Origin of the sequence: Novosphingobium aromaticivorans DSM 12444 (assembly GCF_000013325.1) — a bacterium.
Lineage (GTDB): Bacteria > Pseudomonadota > Alphaproteobacteria > Sphingomonadales > Sphingomonadaceae > Novosphingobium > Novosphingobium aromaticivorans.
On the sequence record NC_007794.1, the window covers coordinates 1,550,918 to 1,572,792 of the forward strand.

Consider the following 21,875-nt stretch of genomic DNA (forward strand, 5'->3'; position numbering starts at 1 on the left):
CACATACTTCCAAGCCACTCAACATAGAAAGCAAGTGTCTGGCCCTGTCAAAGCAACTGCACTGCTGGCGGAGGTGAGCTGATCCGCTAAGGTGCCAGGCATGCCCAGGTGCCGCAAATCGTCCAGTCCATTTCGCTATTTCAAGACTTCGCCGGAGATCATTCGGCTGGCGGTGCTGATGTATGTCCGTTTCCCGCTGTCTCTGCGCAACGTCGAGGACCTGCTCGCCGAGCGCGGCATCGACATCTGCCACGAGACGGTGCGGCTGTGGTGGAACCGGTTCGGACCGATGTTCGCATCAGAGATCCGGCGCCAGCGTGTCAGTCGGATGCGAGGTTTTCGTCAGTGGCGCTGGCACCTTGATGAAGTGTTCGTCAAGATCAACGGCGAGCGCCATTACCTGTGGCGGGCGGTGGATCACGAGGGCGAGGTACTCGAGAGCTACGTCACCAAAACCCGCGACAAGGCTGCGGCTCTGACCTTCCTGAAGAAGGCATCGAAGCGGCACGGTCGGGCCGAAGCAATCGTGACCGACGGCCTTCGGTCATACCCGGCCGCGATGCGCCAACTCGGCAATCTTGATCGACGGGAAATGGGGCGATGGCTAAACAATCGGGTGGAGAACAGCCACCTGCCATTTCGCCGACGAGAACGGGCGATGCTGCGCTTCAGGCAGATGAAGACGTTGCAGAAGTTCGCCTCCGTCCATGGCTCGCTCCATAACCATTTTTCCCAGGACCGTCACCTCATCGATCGCATGACCTACAAGCAGCGCCGCTCGGCAGCCCTTGCCGAGTGGCAGACGCTCATGGCCTGAAGACCCGCGAAATCTGCCCAAGTCGCGCAAATCGGAGACAAGTTGCGATTAGACTGACAGCACCTCGCCAGGAAATGGGGCGCTGGCTCAACAATCGGGTGGAAAACAGCCACATGCCATTTCGACGACGAGAACGGGCGATGCAGCGCTTCAGGCAGATGAAGACGTTGCAGAAGCTCGCCTCCGTCCATGGCTCGTTCTGCGACTGCAGCATGCCCGGTCAAGGATCGCTCGGTTCCGCACCCACGGCGGCGGCAATGAATTCTTCCGCCGACGTCGCTTCCGCACGGAGAGTCCGCAATGCTTGCGCCGTATCCTGCAGCAGTTGGAGGCTGATAGGCCGCTCTCCATTCATGAAGCGGCGAAGCGCTCGTTCGTCAATGCCGAGGCGCCGAGAGGCAGCAGTCGTGCCGCCGAATATCTGGACGCAGTGCGCGAAATGTCCGGTGAGGTCCGATGGCGATAATGGCACGGCATTTTACTCCTTTTGCGATGGCCTCCGACATTGCAGGGCGCGTGGCAGGATTGGCGGTTTCGTCCTTGTCCCCTACAGGATGGACAATGACTGTCATCAAAGACGACGCGCCAGGGCTTTCCCGAGCGCAAAATCGCCTCCTGCGTCGGATCTACAACGGGCGTACCATCCCGATCGTTGCGGACGGCAGACCCTTCCTGACCTACAAGGATGCCGGCCGATACCTCCGTTCGCTGGCTCCCCATGATCGCGACCGAGCCTATGCCGAGATGAAGGAACAAGCGAAGTCACCTCGGCGGTCGGTCGACCTAACAACCTGATCAGCGCTTCTTCCTTGCCAGGGCCGCCGTGAAATCGGGGTCTTTGTTCGCTACCCAATCGACAAACTTGCGCACGCTCGGGTGAGCCAGCAAGCCCTCCACGTCCATCCCATGACGCTGCAGTTCGGAATTGGTGAAATTGGTGATCAGCGTCTGCTGGCAAATCGGATGCATGGGCACTACATCGCGTCCGCCCCGGCTCTTGGGCACGGGATGGTGCCACACAATGGTCTTACCCGTCGGCCGCTTACAGAGCCAGCAGGGTATTATGGCCGCAGGCGCCTCTTCTTCCCGGTCCAAGTCGCCATAGGGATCGTGCTTCGAATGTTTGCGGGCCATCGGTCTACCTGATTTTCCTGAACCTGTGTTGGCCGTTTCATAACGGGTGCAGTCAACATTGCCACAGCCATCCCTGCAACCGGGGCCTCGCCATTTCATCGGTCATTTTGTGTCAAAGGACCGCTATCTGGAGGGCTTCAGTTCAGTGCGAACGGCGGTTTTGTCGAAGATAGATGCAACTATCGATCGCGCCTGGCCTCGAGAGCAATCCCTGCAAGGTTCTGCTCGCGTTTGATCCATCGGATTCTACCTGGGCGGTAGTGGGCAAGAATTGCAAGAAGTGAGATTGCTTGCCCAGACGTTGCGTTACCGTTTGCCAAGGCGATGTTGGCAGATCTCGTTACTTCGAGAGAGTCTCCTACAAACTCCACGTCTCGCAGCCCCAGATCTCGCGCCAACTCGATGGCGCAACGCAGCGCATGCCATTCGGCGTCAGTGTTCGAGCCGGTCCCCAAATCGTCGAAGAAGTACGGCTTCCCACGAACCACGGCAGCTGCTTCCATCGGCCCCGGGTTAGGGTGACAGCCACCGTCGTAGAATACTTTGAGCCTGCGTCTCATGCCCGCCATCTTACCCCCTCAATTCGGAATCGCGAAACTTGGTGTCCGAGCGGCACGCGACGACAATGACCAGCTTCTGGCGACACTATCCCAAGCGATAGCCAACCCCGGGTTCGTTTCGAATTACGATGGGGCGCGCCGGATCTTCTTCAATCTTCAGCCGCAATGCTCGGATTGTAACACGCAGGTATTCGACGTCTTGCCGATGCGCTTTGCCCCAGACGCGTTCGAGCAGAGCGGCGTGGGTAAGCACTCGTCCATTGGCCTCGATGAGGGCTTTGAGGAGTGCATATTCCTTGGGCGTCAGCGATAATGGTCGGCCGGATACCTCGGCCTCGTGTCGTTCTGGATTCATGCGGATCGGGCCATGGCAGATGACCCCGTCAGGCGTCAGCGACTTTGCGCCCTGCCGGAGGGCGACGCGGAGTCTGGCACGTACTTCGTCTCCGTCGAAGGGCTTGGTGATATAGTCTGCGGCGCCGAGGTCGAGCGCAGTAACTTTCTCGGCCACTTCGCCCCGGGCCGAGATGACCAGGATTGGTACTGCCGTTATGGCGCGGATTGCTGGAATCAGTTCCAGCCCGTCGCGGTCGGCCAAGCCGAGGTCGAGCAACACCGCATCAACGGCGCCACGACCGATGATCGTGAGGGCTTCGCGACCAGCGGTAGCCGTCATAACTTCATGTCCATCGGCTGCGAGCACGACTGACAGCAAGCGCAGAATGGCTGGTTCATCGTCGATGCACAGGACCGTGCTCATGTTCCGGCTCGCCCGGCGCGCGGCATGGCAACGGTGAAGAGCGCCCCACCAGAAGGCGCGGAAGTAACCGTGACGGCCATGCCCATGACATCGCCAAACCCTTTTACAATGGCAAGGCCCAGACCGCTGCCTTGGGTGCGGTCGGTCCCTTCGATCCGGGCAAAACGCTCGAAGATGCGCTGCCGTTCACCCTCCGGGATGCCCGGGCCATCGTCACTTACCCGCAAAAGCACGAGGCCCGATTGCTTTGCAGCACTCACGACCACGGTACTGCGCGCGTGACAAATGCCATTGTCGATGAGGTTGGCGATCAGGTGTTGCAACAACACGGGATCGCCGCGGACGAAGGGGAGGTCGGCGGGAATGCTCTGTTTTAGCGCGACCCCATGAGGCTGGATCAGGCCCTCGCACGCGGCACCGACGACATCGACGAGGTCTATGCTTTCAAGCACCGGTTCCAGCGCTCCCGCCTCGATCCGGGCCGCACCGATCAGGTCATTCATCATCCGGTCCATTCGCTGCGCGGCGGCCAGCGCGTCGGTCGCGGCAGGATTGCCCGAGGCAAGTTCAGCAAGCCGCCCCGTGATGATCGTGAGCGGCGTACGGAAATCGTGGGCGAGCGAGGCGAGGAGCGTGCGCCGCAGACGGTCCCGCTCCTCGAGCAGTTCGCGTTCTCGTCGTTCGGCCTCCAGCGCGTCGCGGTCCAGGCACTGTCCGAGTAGCATGGCCAACTGCCGCAGGTGATCGAGTTCGGATGCCGCGCGCACGGTACCGTCCATCGGCCGCGCCAGTGCCATGACGCTAATATCGTGGCGGTTCCTCGGGCTCAGCGGCAGGAAGGTCCAGTCGGCGACCGGCATCGTTGCGGTGCCGTGCCCTGTGATGTCGCCGTTGTGTGCGGACCAGGCTGCCGCCGAGGCATCGAGTGAGGAAAAGGCTTCGTTCTCCTGAATCCGGCCCGCATGGGGCAGCAGCAGTTCCAGCTTGCCGTAGCGGGCCTCCAGCAGGGCTATACCCCGCTCAAGTGCCGGCTGTGCGGGGTGGCTGGAGAGCAGGCCTGAAAGCTCGGCCAGTTCATCGCTGAGTCGGGCCCGTTCCACTGCTTCCGCCTCGCGCATCATCAGACGAGAGGCGAGGCGGCTGGTCACTAGCGCCACGGCAACGAGGACGAGAAGGCTGACCAGATTGTCCAACTGGTGAACGCGAAACGTGTAGCGCGGCTCCAGCAGGAAGAAATTGTAGGCGGCCGCACCGGTTAGCGCCGCCGTTAGGCCGGGCCCCACTCCACCGCGCACGGCTGAGATTAGAACGGGCAGCAGAAACAGCATTGCTGACGAGGCTAGGCCTAGCAATGGCAACTGCGCCGCAGTGATCCAGGTGACCGCCGCGACCGCGAGCAATGCTTTGGGATAGGCGGCTACGGCTCGGGTCATGATTTGCCTTATAGCTCGATTTGGCTGCCCAGTTCGACAACGCGGTTCGACGGAATCGAAAAATAGGCGGTAGGATCGGCGGCGTTGCGATGCAGGAACATGTAGACCACCGTCATCCATCGCGGCAGTACCGGTCTGGCGGCGAAGCGGATTGCGCTGCGGCCAACGAAGAAGGACGTGCCGCCTGGTCCGACAAGCAGACCATCGGCGCGAGCGAGGTCGCTTGGAACGTCGATTGTGTCCATGTAGCCATAGCGCAGGCGGGCCTTGAGGAAGCTTTCGTCGATCCGATCCACTACAACGCGCTGTTCTGGTGCGACATAGGGCCTTGCCTGGATTTCAACCTTCAGAACGATGTTGTTGCGGTGCAGCGCTTTGTTGTGTTTGAGGTTGTGCAACAGTGCGGAAGGGGTGACGTCAAGGTCTTGGGTCAAGAACACGGCTGTTCCTTCGATCCTCGTCGGGGGTCTTGCGTGGAGCGCCATGACTGTTTCGTTCAGCGAAACGCCCTGCTCGCTTGCGCGGGCCAAGGCCGTCCGGCGCCCCTTGAGCCAGGTAAAGATCACCAGCCCGACAAGGCCAGCCACCAACAGTGGAACCCAGCCCCCCTCGCTCACACGGAGTATGTTGGCGCCGAAGAAGAACAGGTCGAGCGCGAGGAACGGGGCGATGAGCAAAGCCGTCCATACCGGTTCCCAGTTCCAGTACTTCCACGCGATGAGGAAAGCCATGCAGGTCGTCACCACCATGGTGCCGGTCACTGCGATGCCATAGGCGGCGGCCATCGCCGAACTCGACTTGAAACCAAGCACCAGCAGCAGGACACCGCCCAGCAGCAGCCAGTTGACCCCCGGCATATATATCTGCCCCATCTGGTGCTCCGAAGTCTGGCGAATTGTCAGGCGCGGCAGGAGACCTAGCGAGATCGCCTGGTGGGTCAGCGAATAAGCCCCGGTGATCACGGCTTGGCTGGCGATGATCGTGGCCAAGGTTGCCAAAATCACCAGCGGCGCGCGCAGGACATCCGGCGCCATGATGAAAAACCAGTCAGCGTTGGCGAGTGGCTGGCCAATGGCTTCTGCAGCGGCGAGCGCTTTCAGCGCGAGCGCGCCTTGACCAAGGTAGTTCAGCGTCAACGCTGGCCAGACGAAGGACAGCCACCCCAGCTGAATCGGTCTGCGCCCGAAGTGCCCCATGTCGGCAATCAGCGCTTCGGCACCGGTCACGGTGAGGAACACCGCGCCCAGCACGAACAGACCTGTCACGCCGTGAGAAACGAGGAAGGTGACTGCATGCAGAGGGTTGAACGCGGTCAGCACCTCTGGTGCATCAGCGATATGCCAAAGGCCTAACCCCGCCAAAGCAACGAACCAGACCAGGCATACTGGTCCGAACAACGTGGCCACGCTCGCCGTACCCCGCGACTGAAACATGAACAGCGCAGCTAGAATGCCGACTGTCACCCCGATGATCGCGGTTTGCGACATGCCGTCGAGGCCGGGGATGGTTTTCAGCCCCTCGGCCGCCGAGAGCACCGAGAGTGCAGGGGTAATGATCGCATCGCCATAGAACAGGGCCGCGCCCGTCGCTCCCAGCAGCGTCACCGCCACCCAGCCGCCGCCGGTGGCCCGCTGAGCCAGTGCCATGAGTGAAAGCACCCCGCCTTCGCCGTTGTTGTCCATCCGGCTGAGGAAGATGACGTACTTCAGCGTCACTACGATGATCAACGCCCACAGCGCCAGCGAGAGGACGCCGACGATCTCGGCCTGGACGATCCCGTCGCGGGCTGCCTGACCTAGCGCCTCGCGAAAGGCGTAGAGCGGGCTCGTGCCGATGTCGCCATATACGACCCCGATGGCGCCGAGAGTGAGGGAGGCCAGTGAATTGCGCGATGTCCGGGTGATTGTCTGCAAGGGATGCCTCCGGTTCAGGAGGCAAGGGAATGCAGCACCCTTTCATAAGGCCGCCATGTGAATTGCGTCACGTCCGCATAAGGATCGCATAAAAATGTCCCTGAATTTCGACACAAGGACAAGGCACGGATCACAAGATGCATTTATGTAACAAGCCAAGGCGTCGCCGATCTACTGGGCGACCGGCACGTTGAGAACAATCCTCGGTCGCTCTAACATGGAAACGCCGTGAGGTGCCTGGGTGGACGTGGCTGGTGCTCTGACAGAACGGACATCCGGGCGAGCGCGGTCCGCAGCAGCCTCGAAGGTCCCGCTGCGTTTCATGGCTAACTGGCAGCTTTAAAACGCAACCTATTGCTGTTCGATTGACGGCTATTGAGCGGAAATATGGCTCTGGCTTTGCGCCTTCGTCATGCGTCGCTACGCACCCTGTGGCGGAACTGCAGGTTTACCTGCTTGGAAACAAGAAGATAGGGCAGCCAGATCATTACGCTGATCCAAACCTTCTTGATGTTGCCCATAAGCAGGCCGAAAAGCGGCTGCGCGACGGACGTTGGCATGCCGGGCGTGTTCGCCAGATAATTCGCCATGCCAACCTGCAACGCCATGTCAGCCACCCAGGCAAGAGCCAGAAACCTGGGAAAAAGCGGGACGCTGCGCAGCGCCATGACAAAACAGATCATGTAGAGGAAGGTCATCACCACCACGTCGACTGTCATCGCCAGAACGATTATGTGAGCCCAGCGCGGATCGCCGGGATTGATCGCGGGCACGCTGGCGAGAAATTCCATCGCGCGCACCGGCACGTTCAGGATGATGCCGATAAGGAGTGAAACGAGAAAGCCCCCCGATCCGCCTGCCACGGCGCGAGCGACGTCGCCCTTTGATGCATTGCGCCAGTTGCCGACGCGTGCCAGTCGAACGATCGGTTGAGCTGAGATCCGACCTTTCGGAAACCTGCCCGCCGCAAGGCGGAAGCCGGCTACGGGGGCTGCTGCCAGAAGCAAGAACGGCAGAGCCATTGCCATGCCTTCGGCGATGCTTGTGGCTGGTGTGGGGGCAAGTAACGTCTTGACCAGGGCTATGCACAGTATCGTGCCGATCCAGCCGGAGATCAGCGTTTCCATTCTCATGTCGAAAAAGCGAACCGAGGTCTGGCCGAACCGATCATAGCGGCGAAGCACTGCTCCGCATGCAGAACGAAACAGCGTCGAGGCCGCGAATTGCAGACACGATTCTCTTCCGGGACTACCCATTTGTCCGCAATATCCCCGAGTTGACACAACGCGTTAGCATCGAATGTGCCCTAAATTGGTTCATATCAAGTTAAAGAATTCAGATTTCGTGAGAGTGTCTCCATGTGTCGTTTTGGGAAATCAGGCCGGGTTAACCAGCTAAGTGTATGAAAATAAATAAAATTAAGGCAAATTAAGAAATTATTGACTAATTTTCAGAGAAGGGCACCCTGTACTAGTCCCACGGGGAACCAGTGCAAATGACCAGTGCGAGCGTACTGGTAGTCAAACAGAACAGGGTCGCACTGGTTCCGCACTGCCCCCCCCGTGGTGGCGGGCCACCCGGATATAGAAGCCGGAGCCCTGTCTTTTGATCAAGTATCTGCCCGATCGAGATGGGGCAGGGTTTGGACACAGGGGTTAAATCATGACCAAGTTTTTCAACGATTTCGTCCGCGACGATTCTGGTGCCGCGGCTGCCGAGTACGTGCTGATCCTTGCGATCGTCGGTACCGCAATTTCGGCAGGTGCGATTGCTCTCGGCGGTGCCATCGCTGGCAAGCTGCAGTCGACTGCAACGTCGATCAGCACCGTCGACGTCACTCCGTAAGTCTCGTCGCCTGCCGAAAGTGTAGGTTACAATTATTAGCTTCATGGAAAATATCCATGAGAGAGGTGTGACATGACACAGTTCTTTGGAAACTTTCTTCGTGACGATTCTGGTGCTGCCGCTGCCGAATACGTGCTGATCCTCGCAATCGTTGGTACGGCCATTTCGGCCGGTGCGATCGCTCTCGGCGGTGCCATCGCAGGCAAGCTGCAGTCGACGGCAACGTCGATCAGCAATGTCGACGTCGACCCTGCATCTTAATGTTCTGTTTAGGTGAAGGCGAGATGTTCTTGCCTTCACCTACTCTTCCAGGCGTGAAGTGGGGGGCGAAGTGAACCGTCAAAGTGCCATTGCGCTTGCCGCTGCCGTGTTCGTTGGCGTTATCGCCGTAATCATCGCAAACGCGTTCTTCACAGGTACGCAAAATGCGGGAACGACTGAAGTGAAGCGGGCATCGCTTACTCGTATAGTCGTGGCCTCGCAGGCGATTGAATTCGGAAAGCCGTTGACGAATACGAACACCCGATTGGCTGACTGGCCAGCTGGGACAGTGCCGCCAGGGGCTTTCACCAATCTCGCTGATGCGCAAAGGAATCGCATCGCCATGCAGGCCATCGCCGCTGGCGAACCGATCCTGGCATCCCGCGTGACCGGCACCGATGGTCGCGCAACGCTTGCCGCAGCCCTGCCACCCGGCATGGTAGCAGTCTCACTTCCCATTTCAGATGTTACCGGCGTGTCAGGTTTCGTTCGCCCGGGCGATCTGGTCGACATTATCCTCACCCGCCAGATTCCGGGTGAGGGTGCAGGCCAGCAGGACAAGATGACGGACGTCATCCTGCGTCAGGTGGCCGTGCTGGGTATCGACCAGGTGGCTGATAAGTCGAAGACCGAAGCCGTCGTGGGCAAGACCGCCACCGTGCAGGTCGATACCCTCGGCGCACAGAAGCTGGCACTGGCCCGCGAACTGGGTACGCTGTCACTGGGCCTTCGTTCACTGGCTTCGGTTGAAGACACCGGTCCCACGCGAACCGTTCTGGCCCGCGATCTTGCTGGTCGCCAACTCTTTATTGCTCGCCGCTCTGCCCCAGTTCCCGCTCCGCAGCGCGCTGCCGCATCACCCGCACCTGCGGCTGTGGCGATGCCACCGCGCTATTACGGCCCGACCATGACGGTTTATCGCAAGGGCAAGCCAACCGACTATGAGGTGCGCCATGTTTTCTAAGAGCCGACGCTACCTTGCCATCGGCTCCGCGCTTGCCGCGGCACTGTGCGCAACCACCAATGCGACTCGTGCCCAGGGCATCACAGCGGAAAACCTTCACGCTGGCACGCTGGAGGTGCCGGTCAACAAGAGCCAGGTTGTCAGCACCGATCGCACCATTGCCAAAGCGCTGGTCGGTAACGACGACATTGCCGATGTTCTCCCGGTCACCACCAGGTCCATCTACGTGCTGGGCAAGAAGATGGGCACGACCAGCCTGACGCTGTACGATGCCACTGGCCGCGTACTTTCTATCATGGATGTTGCGGTGGGCCCTGACGTGGAGGGGCTGCGCTCGCAGCTCAAGACTTTTGTCCCCAACGACAAGATCGATGCGCGCCTCTCGAACGATGCAATCGTGCTGAGCGGCCTCGTCAATGATCCCGGGGCTATCGATCGCGCGGTGCAACTGGCGCGGACCTATGCCGGCGACAAGGTCGTGAACCTCATTTCGCTTGGTTCCAGCCAGCAGGTGATGCTGGAAGTGAAGTTTGCCGAAGTGAACCGCACCGCGGGTTTCGACGTAGGTGTCAGCGGTTTCGCCAGCAAGGGCACGTTTGAATCCGCCATCGGGAAGGGAGCTCAACTCGTCCCTGGCGCAGATGTGACGGTGAGCGGCAACTCTGGCGGTGTATCCACATCCACAACGATTCCCGGCGCTTCCATTCTCAAGCTGAGTTCCATCACGGGCTCGTTCGGGATCTTCCGCAAATCCTTTTCGATCGACGGTCTGGGCATCGATGCTGTCCTGAACGCCCTCGAAACCAAGGGCATGGCGAAAACGCTGGCCCAACCAACGCTGTTGGCCCTTTCGGGGGAGCGCGCTTCGTTCCTTGCGGGCGGAGAGTTCCCGGTGCCAGTGGTGCAAAGCGGCACGACCGGCACCGGGAACGGCAATGGCGGCGCGATAACCGTTGAATTCAAGCCGTTCGGCGTGAGCTTGGGCTTTACCCCGACCGTGCTTGGAGACAAGACGATCAACCTTCTGGTTGAACCGGAAGTCAGCGCTATCGACCCGACTGCATCGTTGACTGTCGGCAGTATCACGATCCCGGGGCTTCGTACCCGCCGCGCCAGCACGACGCTGGAATTGCGTGATGGCGAAAGCTTTGCGATCGCCGGATTGCTGCAGAAGGACTTCAAGACCAGTGTTCAGCAGTTGCCGCTGCTTGGGTCGTTGCCGATCATAGGGAGCTTGTTCCGCTCGAGCGCATTTTCGAAGGGCGAGACTGAACTCCTCATTGTCGTCACGCCGCGGCTAGTGTCGCCGATCAAGCCCGAACAAGTTCGTCTGCCGACGGATGCCGTTACCGATCCTTCGGCTGCCAGTACGATCTTCCTGGGTGAGCCGTCATTCGGCAAGAAACTGGCGCCCACCAAGCCGCAGGACGGAAGTGCGGCACCGCTTTCGAGCGATGCTACGCCGATCCCTCCCCAGGCGAGCGTTTCGGAACTGCCCGCCCTGCCGGCCAGCGATGCAAGGAATGCGGACTATGCGTACTGAACTCGTCGCTATTTCCTGCGCTCTGTTGCTCAGCGGATGCACCGCCGAGCAAGGTGGGCTCTACAGCGCCGGGGCTGCATTCGGCGAGGCGAACCGCCAGACCATGATGGCTCAGGTGATCGATCCGGATCCGCAGTACGAGTACGCTGATCCCGAGACGAGCGGCCATCACGCACAGCAGGCAATCGAACGCTATCGCAAGGACGCGGTCAAGAAGCCCGAGAAAGTTCGCACCTCTAATGTTGCAACCCAGGCTGGCGGCTCGGGCGGCAACTGAGGAAAATGGTGCTGCCATGCCCCTTACACTGATCCGGAGTGGTCTGAAGGACGAAACAGGCGCCGTCGCGGTGACGTATGCACTGGCACTGACCGGCCTGATCGCGATGGTCGGCATTGGCTACGACGTCAGCCAGGTGCTGACGCTGGACAGCGAACTGCAAAATGCAGCAGATCAGGCTGCACTTGCCGCAGTGACCCAGTTGGATCGGCAAAGCGGTGCTATCGACCGTGCAAAGAATGCCGCAAATTCGCTGATCGCGAACAACACGCTGCTGGCAAAAGATGCCGGGGTCGTGACGATCAAGGAAGCAGGCTTCGCATTCTATGCCACCAGGGCAGATGCGGAAGCTGGGGCAAACCCCACAACAGACAATGCGCGAGCGCGTTTTGCAAAGGTGGAGGTCAATGGCCGGAGCGCACAGTACGCGCTCACCCCCATTGGCTCTGCCGTAGCAAGCTGGGTTTCGCCCACTCTCTCCGCCGCAGCCGTGGCAGGTATCGGCTCTGCAATTTGCAAGGTCCCGCCGATGAAGATCTGCGCGCCCAGCAACGATCTCAGCTTCAACCAGGATTACGTCGGCAAAGGTCTGTTGCTCGACACTACCTCCAATAGCGGCTTGCAACTCCAGTTTCTTGGTGATGCCAGCAACACGCCTTCGATCCGCAAGGCTCTTTCGGCCGATAGTCCGACTGGCGATTGTCTCGACGAGGAAAACCTCGCCGTAGGTTCGCAGGCAGGCTCTGCCGTGGCCGCTGCCCTTAACACGCGGTTCGACATCTACGATGCTGGCGGCAACTCCCAGAACGCGTGCCCCTCTGGTGTGACATGCAGCCCGGCGCTCAATTCGTCCAAGGATCTCATTCGTAAAACCAACAGCGGTGGGGCCTGCCTTCTCAGCCAGAATGGAACGCCCGCAGGATCGTGGTTCTGGCCCGAACTCAGCACATACGGCTTCGATGCGTCCGGAACCGTGTTTCCCCTGTCGGACGTGAAGTTCATGGGGCATCCACGGGATGATTGCCACGCCAAGGGCGGTGCGACCGGTTGCGGCGGCGCGACGGGCGTTGGCGACGGCGTCTGGAACATCGACTATTATTTCCGCTCGAACTACGGGCTGGATTGGACGACGCTTGGCATCTCGATGCCAGCCGGAAAGTCGATTCCCCGCCGTTACGATGTCTACAAATGGGAACTCGCGCGCTGGGCGTCCAATCCGTCCGAAAAGACCCGGGCGGTGGGGAGCGACACAGCCTATCGCGGCCCCGTCTGCAATACGGCAAGCACTCCCATATCGGGTACGGATCGGCGCGTGTTTCCTATCGCCGTCGTCGACTGTACCTCTGCGGCCACTTCTCAGGTCGTGAAAAAGTGGGTGAACGTCTTCCTGGTTGAACCTTCGCTCAACCGGGGCAGCGCGCCTCCCCCAAATCCGCCCAAGAATGGTCCGAAGAAGAACTACTATCGAAGCACGGCCGCCGAAGTCTACGTAGAGGTCGTGTCCATCGCCAAGCCGGGCAACGATGACGGCGGCGATGCAAACGTCATTCGTCGCGACAAGCCGTACCTTGTCAAATGAGTGGCGCGACTTTCCTTGAGCGCATCCGGCGCGATAGTCGCGGAGCGGCGGCTGCGGAAACGGTACTCGTCATGCCGCTTGCCATCTTGATGATTTTCGTGGCGCTGGAGGCTGGCTTCTACCTCTACACCGAGCATCAGGTGGTGAACGGCGTGCGAGATGCCGCCCGATACGCCGCTCGGCTGGACATGGTCAGCGTGTGGGGCTGCACGGGTGCGACGAACGACATGGCCTATACCGGCTCGCAGCTCGCGCCGATCAGGAACGTTGCAAGGTTCGGCGTAGCCACGACAACCGGAACGCCGGTCGCGAGGCCATGGACCTGGGACGAGGCTGAAGTCGAGGTTCGCTACAAGTGCGTTTCCGACGCGCAATATACCGGAATCTATACCGACCATTCCAATGGCTATGCGCCAGTCATCACGGTGATTGGCAGGCCCAACTATCCCAGTCTTTTCGGTACGTTGGCCGGGTTCGACACGACCTTGCACCTTTATGCGAAGCAGGAAGCGGCGGGGGCGGGCGTATGAGGCTCCTGCATGCATTTCTGGGCGATGAGCGAGGGGCGTCGGCGGCCGAATTCGTACTCGTGTTGCCGATCCTGATCCTGTTCGTCTTTGGCGTGCTGGATACCGGTTGGTACGCTTGGAACCTTGGCCTCAATCAGAAGGCGGCTCAGATGGGCGCACGTATCGCGGTGGTGACAAATCCCGTGGCGAGCGATCTTGCCCAGAACATGGTTGGCGTGACCTGTGGCGGGGTCACATTGCAGCAGGGCCAGCCTATTCCGGCTGGCTGCCTGCCAGCCAAGACATGTCGGTTTACCTCGGCCAGCGCATGTTCGTGTTCGGGCGGCGCTGCGCCGTTTGCGGCAACGTCATGCAGCTTTGCCGATTTCGACCGGTTCGCCAGGGTAATGGAAAGCGTGAATCCTGCCATTCAACGCAGCAATATCACGGTGACATATAACGGGTCCGGCCTTGGTTATGCCGGAGACCCGAACTCAAAGGGTATCGAAATTGCACCGCATGTCACCGTGACGGTGGCGGGAATGCAATACAATCCTCTTATGGGAATATTGATGACGGGCATATCAATGCCTTCTGCATCGAGCACACTCACAATGGAAGATGGAGACGGCGTTAAATCCTTTTAGGATTTTTGCGGATTGGACGATTACATGGGATATGCAGGAAAAGACAACATGAGCGGCCCTGGCGCTTCGGCCACGACCTCGCCCTTTGGCGGAAATGGTCCAGTTGTCGCAGTGTGTGCTTCGGCGAAGCAACTCGCCTTGCTCGAACGGCAAGTAGATGCTCTTGCTCGAATCCTGGTTGTTCCTTTCCCGCTCGGCTCCGCGGACGGGGTTGATCAGACTTCTGTCGCAAAGGCGTCGGTTTTTGTCCTCGAGGTCGATCCGGCCGATAGGGCTTCGGTCGATCGCCTGATCCGGATGCGCAAGGCGATGCCCGCAACTGCGCTCATTGCCGCCGTCGAAAACCCTGATCTTACCCTGACGCGCACTCTCGTGCGCGAAGGGGTCACTGACGTGATTGCCTTGCCGTTTCGAGCCGATGAACTTGTCAGCGCAACGCTCGATGCCATGGCGCGGCATGCGCAGGCGATCGTTCCGGTGACGCTCGCGCCCGTGATTGGCGTGGTACGCAGTTGCGGAGGATGCGGGGCTACGACGGTCGCCACGCACCTTGCCCATGCCCTCAATCAATTTAGCTGGACGAATGGTCCGGCTATCGTTGCGGACCTCGATCTCCAGTTCGGCGAAGTCGGCGCATATCTTGACAGCAGTCGCAGTGGGTCGATCACCGATCTCATGCTCGCGCATGACAGGATTGACCGCGAGTTCCTCTATTCCATGGCGCCGCCTACCTCTGGCGGTGTCGGGGTGCTGTCTGCGCCAGCTACCATCAACTCAATCGAGTCCGTGAACGTCGATGACATGCTCTTCGTCCTGGACCAGCTGCGCCGGAATTACGGAGTAGTTGTCCTCGACTTTCCATCCGCATGGAGCAACTGGGCTGCATCGTTGGCCGTTCTTTCCGACATTCTATTGCTGGTGACGCCCGTTGCACTTTCCGGACTGCGGCAGACGAAACGAACACTCGACCTGTTTCGGACATTGGAAATTCCGGACGAAAAGGTGGCAATCGTGGCCAATCGCGTCGAGCGGAAACTTTTCCGCCTTGTTGGTACGAGCGAGGCTGAGGCGGCGATCGGCCGCAGTTTCGCCGCCTCGCTCTCGGATGAAGGCGATCAGATGGTTCGTGCGCAGGAGCAGGGCGTACTGATCCACAGCATCCAGAAGAAGACCTCTTTCAGCACAGCGCTGATGAAGCTTGCGCAGTCGATACACGTTCAGTTGCATTCCGGACAGTTGCTATGAACTGGGAAATCCGCCGCAGGAACGTAAAGCCAAGATCGCCCATCGCGGTACCGGCCCTGCCTTTGCCCGGCGATACGATGTTGACCCCAGACAGGACGGACGAGGCTCAGGTCGGTGCCGCTCCCGCCGCAAATGACGTTCTGCTTGGCATCAAGGTCGACATCCATCGAGAGCTTCTCGACCGCGTCAATCTGGCGGCCATCGAAAAGCTTTCGCGAACCGACCTGGTTCGTGAACTCTCTGACATCATCGGCGGCATCCTGACCGAACGGAATATCGCGCTCAATCGTGTCGAGCGCGAAGATCTCGTTGAAGACATCGTCGATGAACTGGTCGGCCTCGGTCCGCTTGAGCCACTCATCAAGGATGACAGCATATCGGACATTCTCGTCAACGGTTACGAGACAGTTTTCGTCGAACGCGGCGGCAAACTGCAGCGAGTATCGACGCGGTTCCAGGATGAGCGGCACCTCCTGCGCATAATCCAGAAGATTGTCAGTGCCGTAGGTCGCCGCGTCGACGAATCCTCGCCATTTGTCGATGCGAGACTGGCGGACGGTTCCCGCGTAAATGCGATCGTTGCGCCGCTTGCTATCGACGGATCACTGTTGTCGATCCGCAAGTTCTCCAAGAAGCCGATCAGCATGGCCCGAATGATCGAGATTGGCAGCTTGTCAGAACCAATGGCGATTCTGCTCAAGGCCGTGGTTGAAGGTCGTCTCAACATCATCATCTCTGGCGGCACCGGCTCGGGCAAGACGACGATGCTCAATGCCTTGTCTTCGTACATCGATGGCACCGAACGTATCGTCACGATCGAGGACTCGGCCGAACTTCAACTCCAGCAGGAGCACGTTGCGCGTTTGGAGACGCGCCCCCCCAACATCGAGGGGCGCGGTGAGGTCAGCCAACGCGATCTGGTCAAGAATGCCCTGCGCATGCGGCCTGACCGGATCATCCTGGGGGAATGCCGTGCGGGCGAAGCCTTCGATATGCTTCAGGCGATGAACACGGGGCATGACGGCTCGATGACGACGGTACATGCAAACACTCCGCGCGATGCGCTGACGCGTATTGAACAGATGGTTGGCATGAGCGGCATCGATATTGCGCCTCGTTCGGTCCGGGCCCAGATCGGCTCGGCCGTCAACGTCGTGATCCAGATCGGCCGTCTTTCCGACGGTCGACGCAAGACTCTCAGCATTTCCGAATTGACCGGGATGGAGGGGGAAACGATCACCATGCAGGAGATTTTCCGCTTCAACCAGCGTGGGCGCGACGAGCTCGGCAACGTCATTGGCCATTTCGAAGCGACCGGCATCCGCCCCCGGTTCGCTGCACGCCTCGAGGCGAGTGGCATCCACCTCGCCGCCGATCTATTCAAGCCGACGATGGGGTGATCGCATGACCCTCGAACTTCTCAGGTTCTTTGCCCTGTTGGCTATCTTCGTATTCGTCGTGATCGTCGTGCAGCAGGCCGCCAATGCAACGCTCACGCGGCAGCGCAATCGCAACGCGGTCAACAAGCGGCTGAAGCTGCTCGCGTCGGGGATGGATCGGGAAGCGGTCACAAATCTTCTCAAGGTCAATCACGCAGGGTCTTTCAGGCGCCGCGGGATTGTCGTCCGGCTTCGCAGGATGCTTGCCAGAACCGGCATGAGCATAACGCCGGACAGGATATTGGCGGGAATGGCCATCGCGACTGCGGTGGCCATAATACTGCTGAGCCTTCTGGCGTTCAGTCTCGGCACCACGATAACCTTGGGTACGATTCTGCTGATTTGTGTCGTCGGCCTTGGTTTCGGGGCCGGCATTCCCTACGTCGTTTTGAACCGTAGCGCGGAAAAGCGAAGGAAGCGGATGGAGCAGCAGTTCGCTCCCGCCGTGGACATCTTCACGCGCGCCTTGCGAGCAGGGCATCCTGTAGCTTCGGCGATCAGCCTCCTGTCCACTGAGATGGCGGATCCAATCGGCACAGAGTTCGGCCTCGTCGCGGACGAGATCGCCTATGGCGCGAACCTCAATGACTCCCTGGTAGCACTTGCGGAACGCTGGGAACTGGAAGATCTGCACATGTTCGCAGTCTGCCTGTCAGTGCAGAGCGAAACGGGCGGCAATCTGGCTGAGATCCTTGGAAACCTTGCGTCGGTCATTCGCGACCGCGCGAGCCTTTACCAGAAGGTGCGCGCGTTGAGCTCCGAAGGGCGGGCAAGCGCCTGGATGCTTTCGGTCCTGCCCGCACTGACGATGCTTGTCCTCTTCATGATAAACCCGAGCTTCTACCTTGAGGTGTCGGGCGACCCGCTGTTCGCGACAAGTTTCGCCGGCATGATCGGTCTCTATCTCATCGGCGTGCTGTGGCTTCGCAGCATGGTTGACCTGAAGGTGTGATGATGGATTTTATCCTCCAGAACGCGCTGCTTAGATCGCTCATTCTGGCGCTGTTTTTTGCGGCGACAGTCATCGCGGCCTTCTCTGCCATCAGTTATTTTACCCGACGTGCCCAGGTGCGCGCGCATCTGCGCACTGTGTCGGTTGACAGCGGCGCCTCGAACGGCGCGGAAACGAGCCTTGCACAGAGCCGGTCCGGACCGTTCTGGAGCATCGTCAATGTAATCGAGCGCACAGGTCTCAGCCTCGCCGACAGCAATCCGGACGCGCTGCGCACAAAGCTGATTGCGGCCGGCTTCGAAGCCACCGAAGCGCCGACCATCTATACGCTCTCCCGGCTCATCCTCGTTTTTCTCCTGCCTGCGTGTGCCATTAGCTACTTGATGCTGACGGGATCCGAACTCACCATCTTCAAGCTCTACATGGTCGGATCTGTCAGCGGGCTGCTCGGCCTCATCGCCCCTGCTTGGTTTGTGCGGATCAAGGCAGATCGAAGGATGGAGGCGATAACCAACGGTTTCCCGAATTGCCTGGATCTCATCCTGGTATGCGTCGAGGCTGGTCTCGGCATGGAAGCGGCATTCGATCGTGTCAGCCGGGAAATCGCACGTGCAGAGCCGCAGGTCGCCCACCTTCTAGTGCGAACCAATCTCCACTTGAGGGCCGGCGCCACTCGCGAGGAAGCGTTGCACCGCATGGCAACGCTTGCTGGCGTCGACGAGATCAGGTCGTTTGCGACCTTGCTTATCCAGTCCGAGAAGCTTGGCACCAGCATTGGTACCACTTTGCGGGTCTTTGCGTCCGAAATGCGCGAAAAACGCCGAATGCGGGCTGAGGAGAAGGCGCATCGCCTTCCCGTCCTGATTTCCCTTCCGCTCGTAACCTGCATGCTTCCCACCATGATCGGCGTGCTGATGATACCTGCCGCCATTCGCGTTGTCCGGAAACTCCTCCCTGTGATGTTAGGATAGTCCCATGAAACGAACTGTTCTTGTCGGATGCGTTTTGGTGTCACTGGTCCCGCAACTCGCGGGTTGCACTGTTTTCAGGCAGATCGGCTTTGCACCACACAGCAAGCCCAAGGAGCATCTGGTTGTGCAAGATGCAGTCAAGGCCGACACCTTGGCGTTGAGAGCTCGTAGCAGCACTGAGCAGCAGTTGCCGGTGCCTGCGCCGTCGGTTCTCACCAACATTGCGCGTGACCAACTCGCCGCAGGCAATTTTGGACTGGCAATAGAGACATTCAGGCTGGCTCGCGGCGCGGGGGAACCCCTGGCGCCGGTGCTTAACGGACTTGGCGTTGCTTATGCCCACCTTGGTCGCGCTGATCTGGCGGCCAACAATTTCCGCTTGGCTATTGCACGCGACCCAGATGAGGAGCGCTATCGCTGGAACCTGTCGAAACTGCTTGCGCAGACGGAAATGGCCCGGGCGAGGGACCAGGTTGAATTGTATGTCTCTCCCGGGCCAGCCGCAGAACCAGACGTGGCTGGGCAGGCTGGCAAGCTGGTCAAAGTCTCGCCGGGCCAATTCGTTATCCGTACCGTCAATTTCGAGAGCGCCAAGCCGGTTCGCAGCGCGGATGTCGGTTCTGTACGCAAGCGTCGCGAGACCAAGGACGGCTTGCACGACTGATCTGAAAGACCGGCCAGGTTATGATTGAATCCCACCAGCAGGCGATTGCGTTCTTGTTGCTCCTTGGATTTGCCGTCGCTGGGACGATAAGTGACGTCCGTAACAGGCGGCTGCCCAATTGGCTGTGTCTCGCGACTGCGGTGACGGGCCTTGGAGCGTCACTTTTTCTCCTTGAATACGGGGATCCGATCTGGGCGTTCCCTGCGCATGGTGCTGCAAGCCTAATCGTCGGCATGGCGCTCTTTGCACTTCGATGGATCGGAGGAGGGGATGCAAAGTTCTACGCGGCGGTGGCCTGTTGGTTTCCGCTCCGCCTTGCTGCGCTTCTTTTGGTGACCGTGACCTTGTCAGGCGTCTTGTTGCTTATCCTTTTCTTCGCCATCCGCCGTTTCCGCGGGTTGCCGATATCGCGGAAGGATGGCGCCAGCCTGCCATACGGAGTTGCAATCGGGACAGGAGGCCTGGTCGCCCTAGCGGGGTATAACTGTCTTTGAAGTTATTTGTTTTCAAGGTTGTAGTTCACCTGCTCTTTCGAAAAACGTTCGATTAGATCACGCATGGTCTCAACGATGTCGTGTTGATTTTTTGCGATTCTATCAGCCATGCCGCCGACGCCAATGGCCATTGGTATTCCAAACAAATCCTCGTCCAGAGTCATCGCAATGGACGATGTTACAGGCGTTGCGCGTTTGGCGATGTAGGCATATCCTACTTTCCTCACCCAGTTTACTTCTCGCATAAGTTCGGGCAGGGAGTATGAGTTATTTTCACTCAGCTTGTAGTAGTTTGTAAAACGCCAAATTTTTTCTATCGCGCGATCCTTCATCCGGGCCATGAGCGCGAGCCCGGTACTGGAATCCGTCATCAGTCGCATCGTGCCGGCGTTGGGCGGGAGTTTATGCTCATGGGCGGGTGTTAGCATGATGATGTATTGTATGTAGAGATCATTCTGGCATACTATCCCAACAGTCTCGTCAATTCTCCGTTGAAGCTCCTCTGCAAGGCTTCGGTATCCGCCGGAAGACTGAAAATATCCATGGAGCCAATTCCCAAGCATGTTGATGCGGGTCGAGGGAAGGTAGGTTCTATTGCGACGATTGTAGTTTAGGTATCCCATGGACACCATGCTCTTTAACAAGTTTGTTGTGCTGGATTGCGGGTATTCCAGAGAGCTGTAAATTTCATGTAAGCGCAATGGCTTGCGCTTTTCTTCGAAAAGCTCAAGGACTTCGAAGGTCCGCATTGCCGATTTTACGCCCTTCTTTCCCATGGCTCCCTCACAGAATCCGATGCTTGTTATTGCACCAGCTGGGCGGTACGCGCCCTAGGCTCAGGACTCACTGATCACAGCCAGAAGAGCACGGTGGCGGCGAGTGCGAGGGCGGAGAAGAAGACGGTTGGACAGCGGTCGTATCGCGTTGCCACGCGTCGCCAGTCCTTGAGACGGCCGAACATGATCTCGATGCGGTTGCGCCGCTTGTATCGGCGCTTGTCGTATTTGACGGGGATGGAGCGGGATTTCCGGCCCGGAATGCAGGGCTTGATGCCCTTTTGCTCAAGCGCGTCCCTGAACCACTCGGCATCATAGCCCCGATCGGCAAGCATCCACTGTGCCTTGGGCAGGTCGTCGAGCAGGGCCGCTGCGCCGGTGTAATCGCTGACTTGGCCGGCCGTGATGAAGAAGCTCAGGGGGCGGCCGTTGGCATCGGTTATCGCGTGAAGCTTGGTGTTCATGCCGCCCTTGGTCCGTCCGATCAGACGCCCGAGATCCCCTTTTTTACCCCAAGGCTAGACGCCGTGCGGTGGGCCTTGAGATAGGTCGCATCGATCATGACGGTCTGCGGCTCGGCCCTCTGGGCGGACAGACCTTCCATCATCCGGCCAAACACGCCCATCGCGCCCCACCGTTTCCAGCGGTTATACAATGTCTTGTGCGGCCCATACTCCCTTGGCGCATCCCGCCAGCGCAGGCCGTTCCGGTTGACGAAGATGATCCCACTCAGAACCCGCCGGTCGTCAACCCGCGGCTTGCCGTGGCTCTTGGGGAAATACGGCGCAAGCCGCGCCATCTGCTCGTCCGTCAGCCAGTACAGGTCGCTCATGCTCAGTCTCCTCGCGGAGCCTGAATCACATCCCCCTCAGCCAATCAATGGGTCCTGAGCCTAGGCCGCCAAGCGACGCGGCATGGTTGTGCTGCCTCAGCTTACCGCTGCTGTCGAGGCGTGGCATCTGCCAACGCATGAATGGGTCTTGTATCACATAGGAGATACTTGACCATTTTTTCTAGCGGGAATGGATGTTTCGCCGTCCACGAACCCGAGCGCATGCTTTCTTGGCTCGCACGTTGCCGGAGGCATGGCGG

The 21,875-nt window shown here is 59.4% G+C and carries 24 protein-coding genes and 1 pseudogene; 17 read left to right on the top strand and 8 right to left on the bottom strand.

Annotated features, from left to right (window positions below; translation table 11 throughout):
- The first annotated feature begins 100 nt into the window (after positions 1–100).
- The 3 genes and pseudogenes from SARO_RS07550 (at position 101) to SARO_RS21325 (ending at position 1,612) form a co-directional block, all read left to right on the top strand.
- Positions 101–817, top strand: coding sequence for an IS6 family transposase (locus tag SARO_RS07550; protein WP_011445159.1), 717 nt, complete (start codon positions 101–103; stop codon positions 815–817).
- A pseudogene (locus SARO_RS21655) lies at positions 796–999 on the top strand (DDE-type integrase/transposase/recombinase); the annotation flags it as partial. The gene SARO_RS07550 and the pseudogene SARO_RS21655, both read left to right, overlap by 22 nt.
- 379 nt (positions 1,000–1,378) lie before the next feature.
- The gene (locus SARO_RS21325) at positions 1,379–1,612 is read left to right on the top strand and encodes a hypothetical protein (RefSeq protein ID WP_041550231.1); all 234 of its coding nucleotides are present in this window, start codon (positions 1,379–1,381) and stop codon (positions 1,610–1,612) included.
- On the opposite strand, the gene SARO_RS07560 is transcribed toward SARO_RS21325, so the two are convergent.
- From SARO_RS07560 to SARO_RS07580, 6 genes are all read right to left on the bottom strand, one after another.
- On the bottom strand, positions 1,613–1,951 hold the full coding sequence (locus SARO_RS07560) for a hypothetical protein (RefSeq protein WP_041550232.1): 339 nt from the start codon (positions 1,949–1,951) through the stop codon (positions 1,613–1,615). It lies immediately after the preceding gene.
- 179 nt (positions 1,952–2,130) lie between these two features.
- Positions 2,131–2,520 (bottom strand): ribonuclease HI, encoded by a 390-nt coding sequence (locus tag SARO_RS20625; RefSeq protein WP_011445162.1) that lies wholly within the window; start codon positions 2,518–2,520, stop codon positions 2,131–2,133.
- A 76-nt stretch (positions 2,521–2,596) separates the two neighbouring features.
- Complete coding sequence (locus SARO_RS07565; protein ID WP_011445163.1) at positions 2,597–3,271, bottom strand: response regulator transcription factor; 675 nt, start codon at positions 3,269–3,271, stop codon at positions 2,597–2,599.
- Complete coding sequence (locus SARO_RS07570) at positions 3,268–4,704, bottom strand: DUF4118 domain-containing protein (RefSeq protein ID WP_011445164.1); 1,437 nt, start codon at positions 4,702–4,704, stop codon at positions 3,268–3,270. The genes SARO_RS07565 and SARO_RS07570 overlap by 4 nt, the downstream gene beginning before the upstream one ends.
- An 8-nt stretch (positions 4,705–4,712) precedes the next feature.
- Positions 4,713–6,617, bottom strand: coding sequence for a potassium transporter Kup (locus SARO_RS07575; RefSeq protein ID WP_011445165.1), 1,905 nt, complete (start codon positions 6,615–6,617; stop codon positions 4,713–4,715).
- Between the two features lie 410 nt (positions 6,618–7,027).
- Positions 7,028–7,744 carry a DUF2569 domain-containing protein gene (locus tag SARO_RS07580; RefSeq protein WP_143005038.1) on the bottom strand — a complete coding sequence of 239 codons (717 nt, stop codon included), beginning with the start codon at positions 7,742–7,744 and terminating at the stop codon, positions 7,028–7,030.
- 535 nt (positions 7,745–8,279) lie between these two features.
- On the opposite strand from SARO_RS07580, the gene SARO_RS07585 reads away from it, so the two are divergent.
- From SARO_RS07585 to SARO_RS21725, 14 genes are all read left to right on the top strand, one after another.
- Positions 8,280–8,462 (top strand): Flp family type IVb pilin, encoded by a 183-nt coding sequence (locus tag SARO_RS07585; protein WP_041550233.1) that lies wholly within the window; start codon positions 8,280–8,282, stop codon positions 8,460–8,462.
- 72 nt (positions 8,463–8,534) lie between these two features.
- Positions 8,535–8,723: a Flp family type IVb pilin gene (locus SARO_RS07590; protein WP_041550234.1), complete on the top strand. Its 189-nt coding sequence runs from the start codon at positions 8,535–8,537 to the stop codon at positions 8,721–8,723.
- 58 nt (positions 8,724–8,781) lie between these two features.
- Positions 8,782–9,687: a Flp pilus assembly protein CpaB gene (gene cpaB / locus SARO_RS07595; protein WP_083760812.1), complete on the top strand. Its 906-nt coding sequence runs from the start codon at positions 8,782–8,784 to the stop codon at positions 9,685–9,687.
- Positions 9,677–11,230: a type II and III secretion system protein family protein gene (locus tag SARO_RS07600; RefSeq protein WP_011445169.1), complete on the top strand. Its 1,554-nt coding sequence runs from the start codon at positions 9,677–9,679 to the stop codon at positions 11,228–11,230. Before cpaB ends, SARO_RS07600 begins: the two co-directional genes overlap by 11 nt.
- On the top strand, positions 11,220–11,507 hold the full coding sequence (locus tag SARO_RS07605) for a hypothetical protein (protein WP_011445170.1): 288 nt from the start codon (positions 11,220–11,222) through the stop codon (positions 11,505–11,507). The genes SARO_RS07600 and SARO_RS07605 overlap by 11 nt, the downstream gene beginning before the upstream one ends.
- Before the next feature lie 16 nt (positions 11,508–11,523).
- A complete protein-coding gene (locus SARO_RS07610) occupies positions 11,524–13,086 on the top strand; it encodes a pilus assembly protein TadG-related protein (RefSeq protein WP_011445171.1) in 1,563 nt (520 codons plus the stop codon).
- On the top strand, positions 13,083–13,616 hold the full coding sequence (locus SARO_RS07615) for a TadE/TadG family type IV pilus assembly protein (RefSeq protein WP_011445172.1): 534 nt from the start codon (positions 13,083–13,085) through the stop codon (positions 13,614–13,616). Before SARO_RS07610 ends, SARO_RS07615 begins: the two co-directional genes overlap by 4 nt.
- Complete coding sequence (locus SARO_RS07620) at positions 13,613–14,242, top strand: TadE/TadG family type IV pilus assembly protein (protein WP_011445173.1); 630 nt, start codon at positions 13,613–13,615, stop codon at positions 14,240–14,242. Before SARO_RS07615 ends, SARO_RS07620 begins: the two co-directional genes overlap by 4 nt.
- A gap of 12 nt (positions 14,243–14,254) precedes the next feature.
- Positions 14,255–15,487, top strand: coding sequence for an AAA family ATPase (locus SARO_RS07625; RefSeq protein ID WP_143005037.1), 1,233 nt, complete (start codon positions 14,255–14,257; stop codon positions 15,485–15,487).
- Positions 15,484–16,887 (top strand): CpaF family protein, encoded by a 1,404-nt coding sequence (locus SARO_RS07630; protein ID WP_011445175.1) that lies wholly within the window; start codon positions 15,484–15,486, stop codon positions 16,885–16,887. The genes SARO_RS07625 and SARO_RS07630 overlap by 4 nt, the downstream gene beginning before the upstream one ends.
- Before the next feature lie 4 nt (positions 16,888–16,891).
- Positions 16,892–17,878 carry a type II secretion system F family protein gene (locus SARO_RS07635; RefSeq protein WP_011445176.1) on the top strand — a complete coding sequence of 329 codons (987 nt, stop codon included), beginning with the start codon at positions 16,892–16,894 and terminating at the stop codon, positions 17,876–17,878.
- Entirely contained in the window at positions 17,878–18,849 is a 972-nt protein-coding gene (locus tag SARO_RS07640; protein WP_041550236.1) for a type II secretion system F family protein, read from the top strand. The genes SARO_RS07635 and SARO_RS07640 overlap by 1 nt, the downstream gene beginning before the upstream one ends.
- 4 nt (positions 18,850–18,853) lie before the next feature.
- Positions 18,854–19,513 (top strand): tetratricopeptide repeat protein, encoded by a 660-nt coding sequence (locus SARO_RS20995; RefSeq protein ID WP_011445178.1) that lies wholly within the window; start codon positions 18,854–18,856, stop codon positions 19,511–19,513.
- Between the two features lie 20 nt (positions 19,514–19,533).
- Positions 19,534–20,007, top strand: coding sequence for an A24 family peptidase (locus SARO_RS21725; protein ID WP_011445179.1), 474 nt, complete (start codon positions 19,534–19,536; stop codon positions 20,005–20,007).
- Between the two features lie 2 nt (positions 20,008–20,009).
- Here SARO_RS21725 and SARO_RS07655 read toward each other — a convergent pair whose 3' ends face one another.
- Both SARO_RS07655 and SARO_RS20630 read right to left on the bottom strand, forming a co-directional pair.
- Positions 20,010–20,783 (bottom strand): IclR family transcriptional regulator, encoded by a 774-nt coding sequence (locus SARO_RS07655; protein WP_011445180.1) that lies wholly within the window; start codon positions 20,781–20,783, stop codon positions 20,010–20,012.
- Between the two features lie 74 nt (positions 20,784–20,857).
- Positions 20,858–21,615, bottom strand: a protein-coding gene (locus SARO_RS20630; RefSeq protein WP_086000187.1) for an IS5 family transposase whose coding sequence is annotated in 2 segments (ribosomal slippage) — positions 20,858–21,282 and positions 21,282–21,615 — 759 coding nt in all. Because the reading frame shifts where the segments join, the coding sequence is not laid out codon by codon here.
- Positions 21,616–21,875 lie beyond the last annotated feature (260 nt).

What these genes read in the sequence shown, in the direction of transcription:
- SARO_RS07550 (WP_011445159.1), top strand. Translation starts at nt 101, where the DNA reads ATGCCCAGGTGCCGCAAATCGTCCAGTCCATTTCGCTATTTCAAGACT.
- SARO_RS07635 (WP_011445176.1), top strand. Translation starts at nt 16,892, where the DNA reads ATGACCCTCGAACTTCTCAGGTTCTTTGCCCTGTTGGCTATCTTCGTA.
- SARO_RS20995 (WP_011445178.1), top strand. Translation starts at nt 18,854, where the DNA reads ATGAAACGAACTGTTCTTGTCGGATGCGTTTTGGTGTCACTGGTCCCG.
- SARO_RS07585 (WP_041550233.1), top strand. Translation starts at nt 8,280, where the DNA reads ATGACCAAGTTTTTCAACGATTTCGTCCGCGACGATTCTGGTGCCGCG.
- SARO_RS07640 (WP_041550236.1), top strand. Translation starts at nt 17,878, where the DNA reads ATGATGGATTTTATCCTCCAGAACGCGCTGCTTAGATCGCTCATTCTG.
- SARO_RS07560 (WP_041550232.1), bottom strand. Translation starts at nt 1,951, where the DNA reads ATGGCCCGCAAACATTCGAAGCACGATCCCTATGGCGACTTGGACCGG.
- SARO_RS07630 (WP_011445175.1), top strand. Translation starts at nt 15,484, where the DNA reads ATGAACTGGGAAATCCGCCGCAGGAACGTAAAGCCAAGATCGCCCATC.
- SARO_RS07600 (WP_011445169.1), top strand. Translation starts at nt 9,677, where the DNA reads ATGTTTTCTAAGAGCCGACGCTACCTTGCCATCGGCTCCGCGCTTGCC.
- SARO_RS07655 (WP_011445180.1), bottom strand. Translation starts at nt 20,783, where the DNA reads ATGGGAAAGAAGGGCGTAAAATCGGCAATGCGGACCTTCGAAGTCCTT.
- SARO_RS21325 (WP_041550231.1), top strand. Translation starts at nt 1,379, where the DNA reads ATGACTGTCATCAAAGACGACGCGCCAGGGCTTTCCCGAGCGCAAAAT.
- SARO_RS21725 (WP_011445179.1), top strand. Translation starts at nt 19,534, where the DNA reads ATGATTGAATCCCACCAGCAGGCGATTGCGTTCTTGTTGCTCCTTGGA.
- SARO_RS07570 (WP_011445164.1), bottom strand. Translation starts at nt 4,704, where the DNA reads ATGACCCGAGCCGTAGCCGCCTATCCCAAAGCATTGCTCGCGGTCGCG.
- SARO_RS20625 (WP_011445162.1), bottom strand. Translation starts at nt 2,520, where the DNA reads ATGGCGGGCATGAGACGCAGGCTCAAAGTATTCTACGACGGTGGCTGT.
- SARO_RS07580 (WP_143005038.1), bottom strand. Translation starts at nt 7,744, where the DNA reads ATGGAAACGCTGATCTCCGGCTGGATCGGCACGATACTGTGCATAGCC.
- SARO_RS07610 (WP_011445171.1), top strand. Translation starts at nt 11,524, where the DNA reads ATGCCCCTTACACTGATCCGGAGTGGTCTGAAGGACGAAACAGGCGCC.
- SARO_RS07590 (WP_041550234.1), top strand. Translation starts at nt 8,535, where the DNA reads ATGACACAGTTCTTTGGAAACTTTCTTCGTGACGATTCTGGTGCTGCC.
- SARO_RS07605 (WP_011445170.1), top strand. Translation starts at nt 11,220, where the DNA reads ATGCGTACTGAACTCGTCGCTATTTCCTGCGCTCTGTTGCTCAGCGGA.
- SARO_RS07620 (WP_011445173.1), top strand. Translation starts at nt 13,613, where the DNA reads ATGAGGCTCCTGCATGCATTTCTGGGCGATGAGCGAGGGGCGTCGGCG.
- SARO_RS07615 (WP_011445172.1), top strand. Translation starts at nt 13,083, where the DNA reads ATGAGTGGCGCGACTTTCCTTGAGCGCATCCGGCGCGATAGTCGCGGA.
- SARO_RS07565 (WP_011445163.1), bottom strand. Translation starts at nt 3,271, where the DNA reads ATGAGCACGGTCCTGTGCATCGACGATGAACCAGCCATTCTGCGCTTG.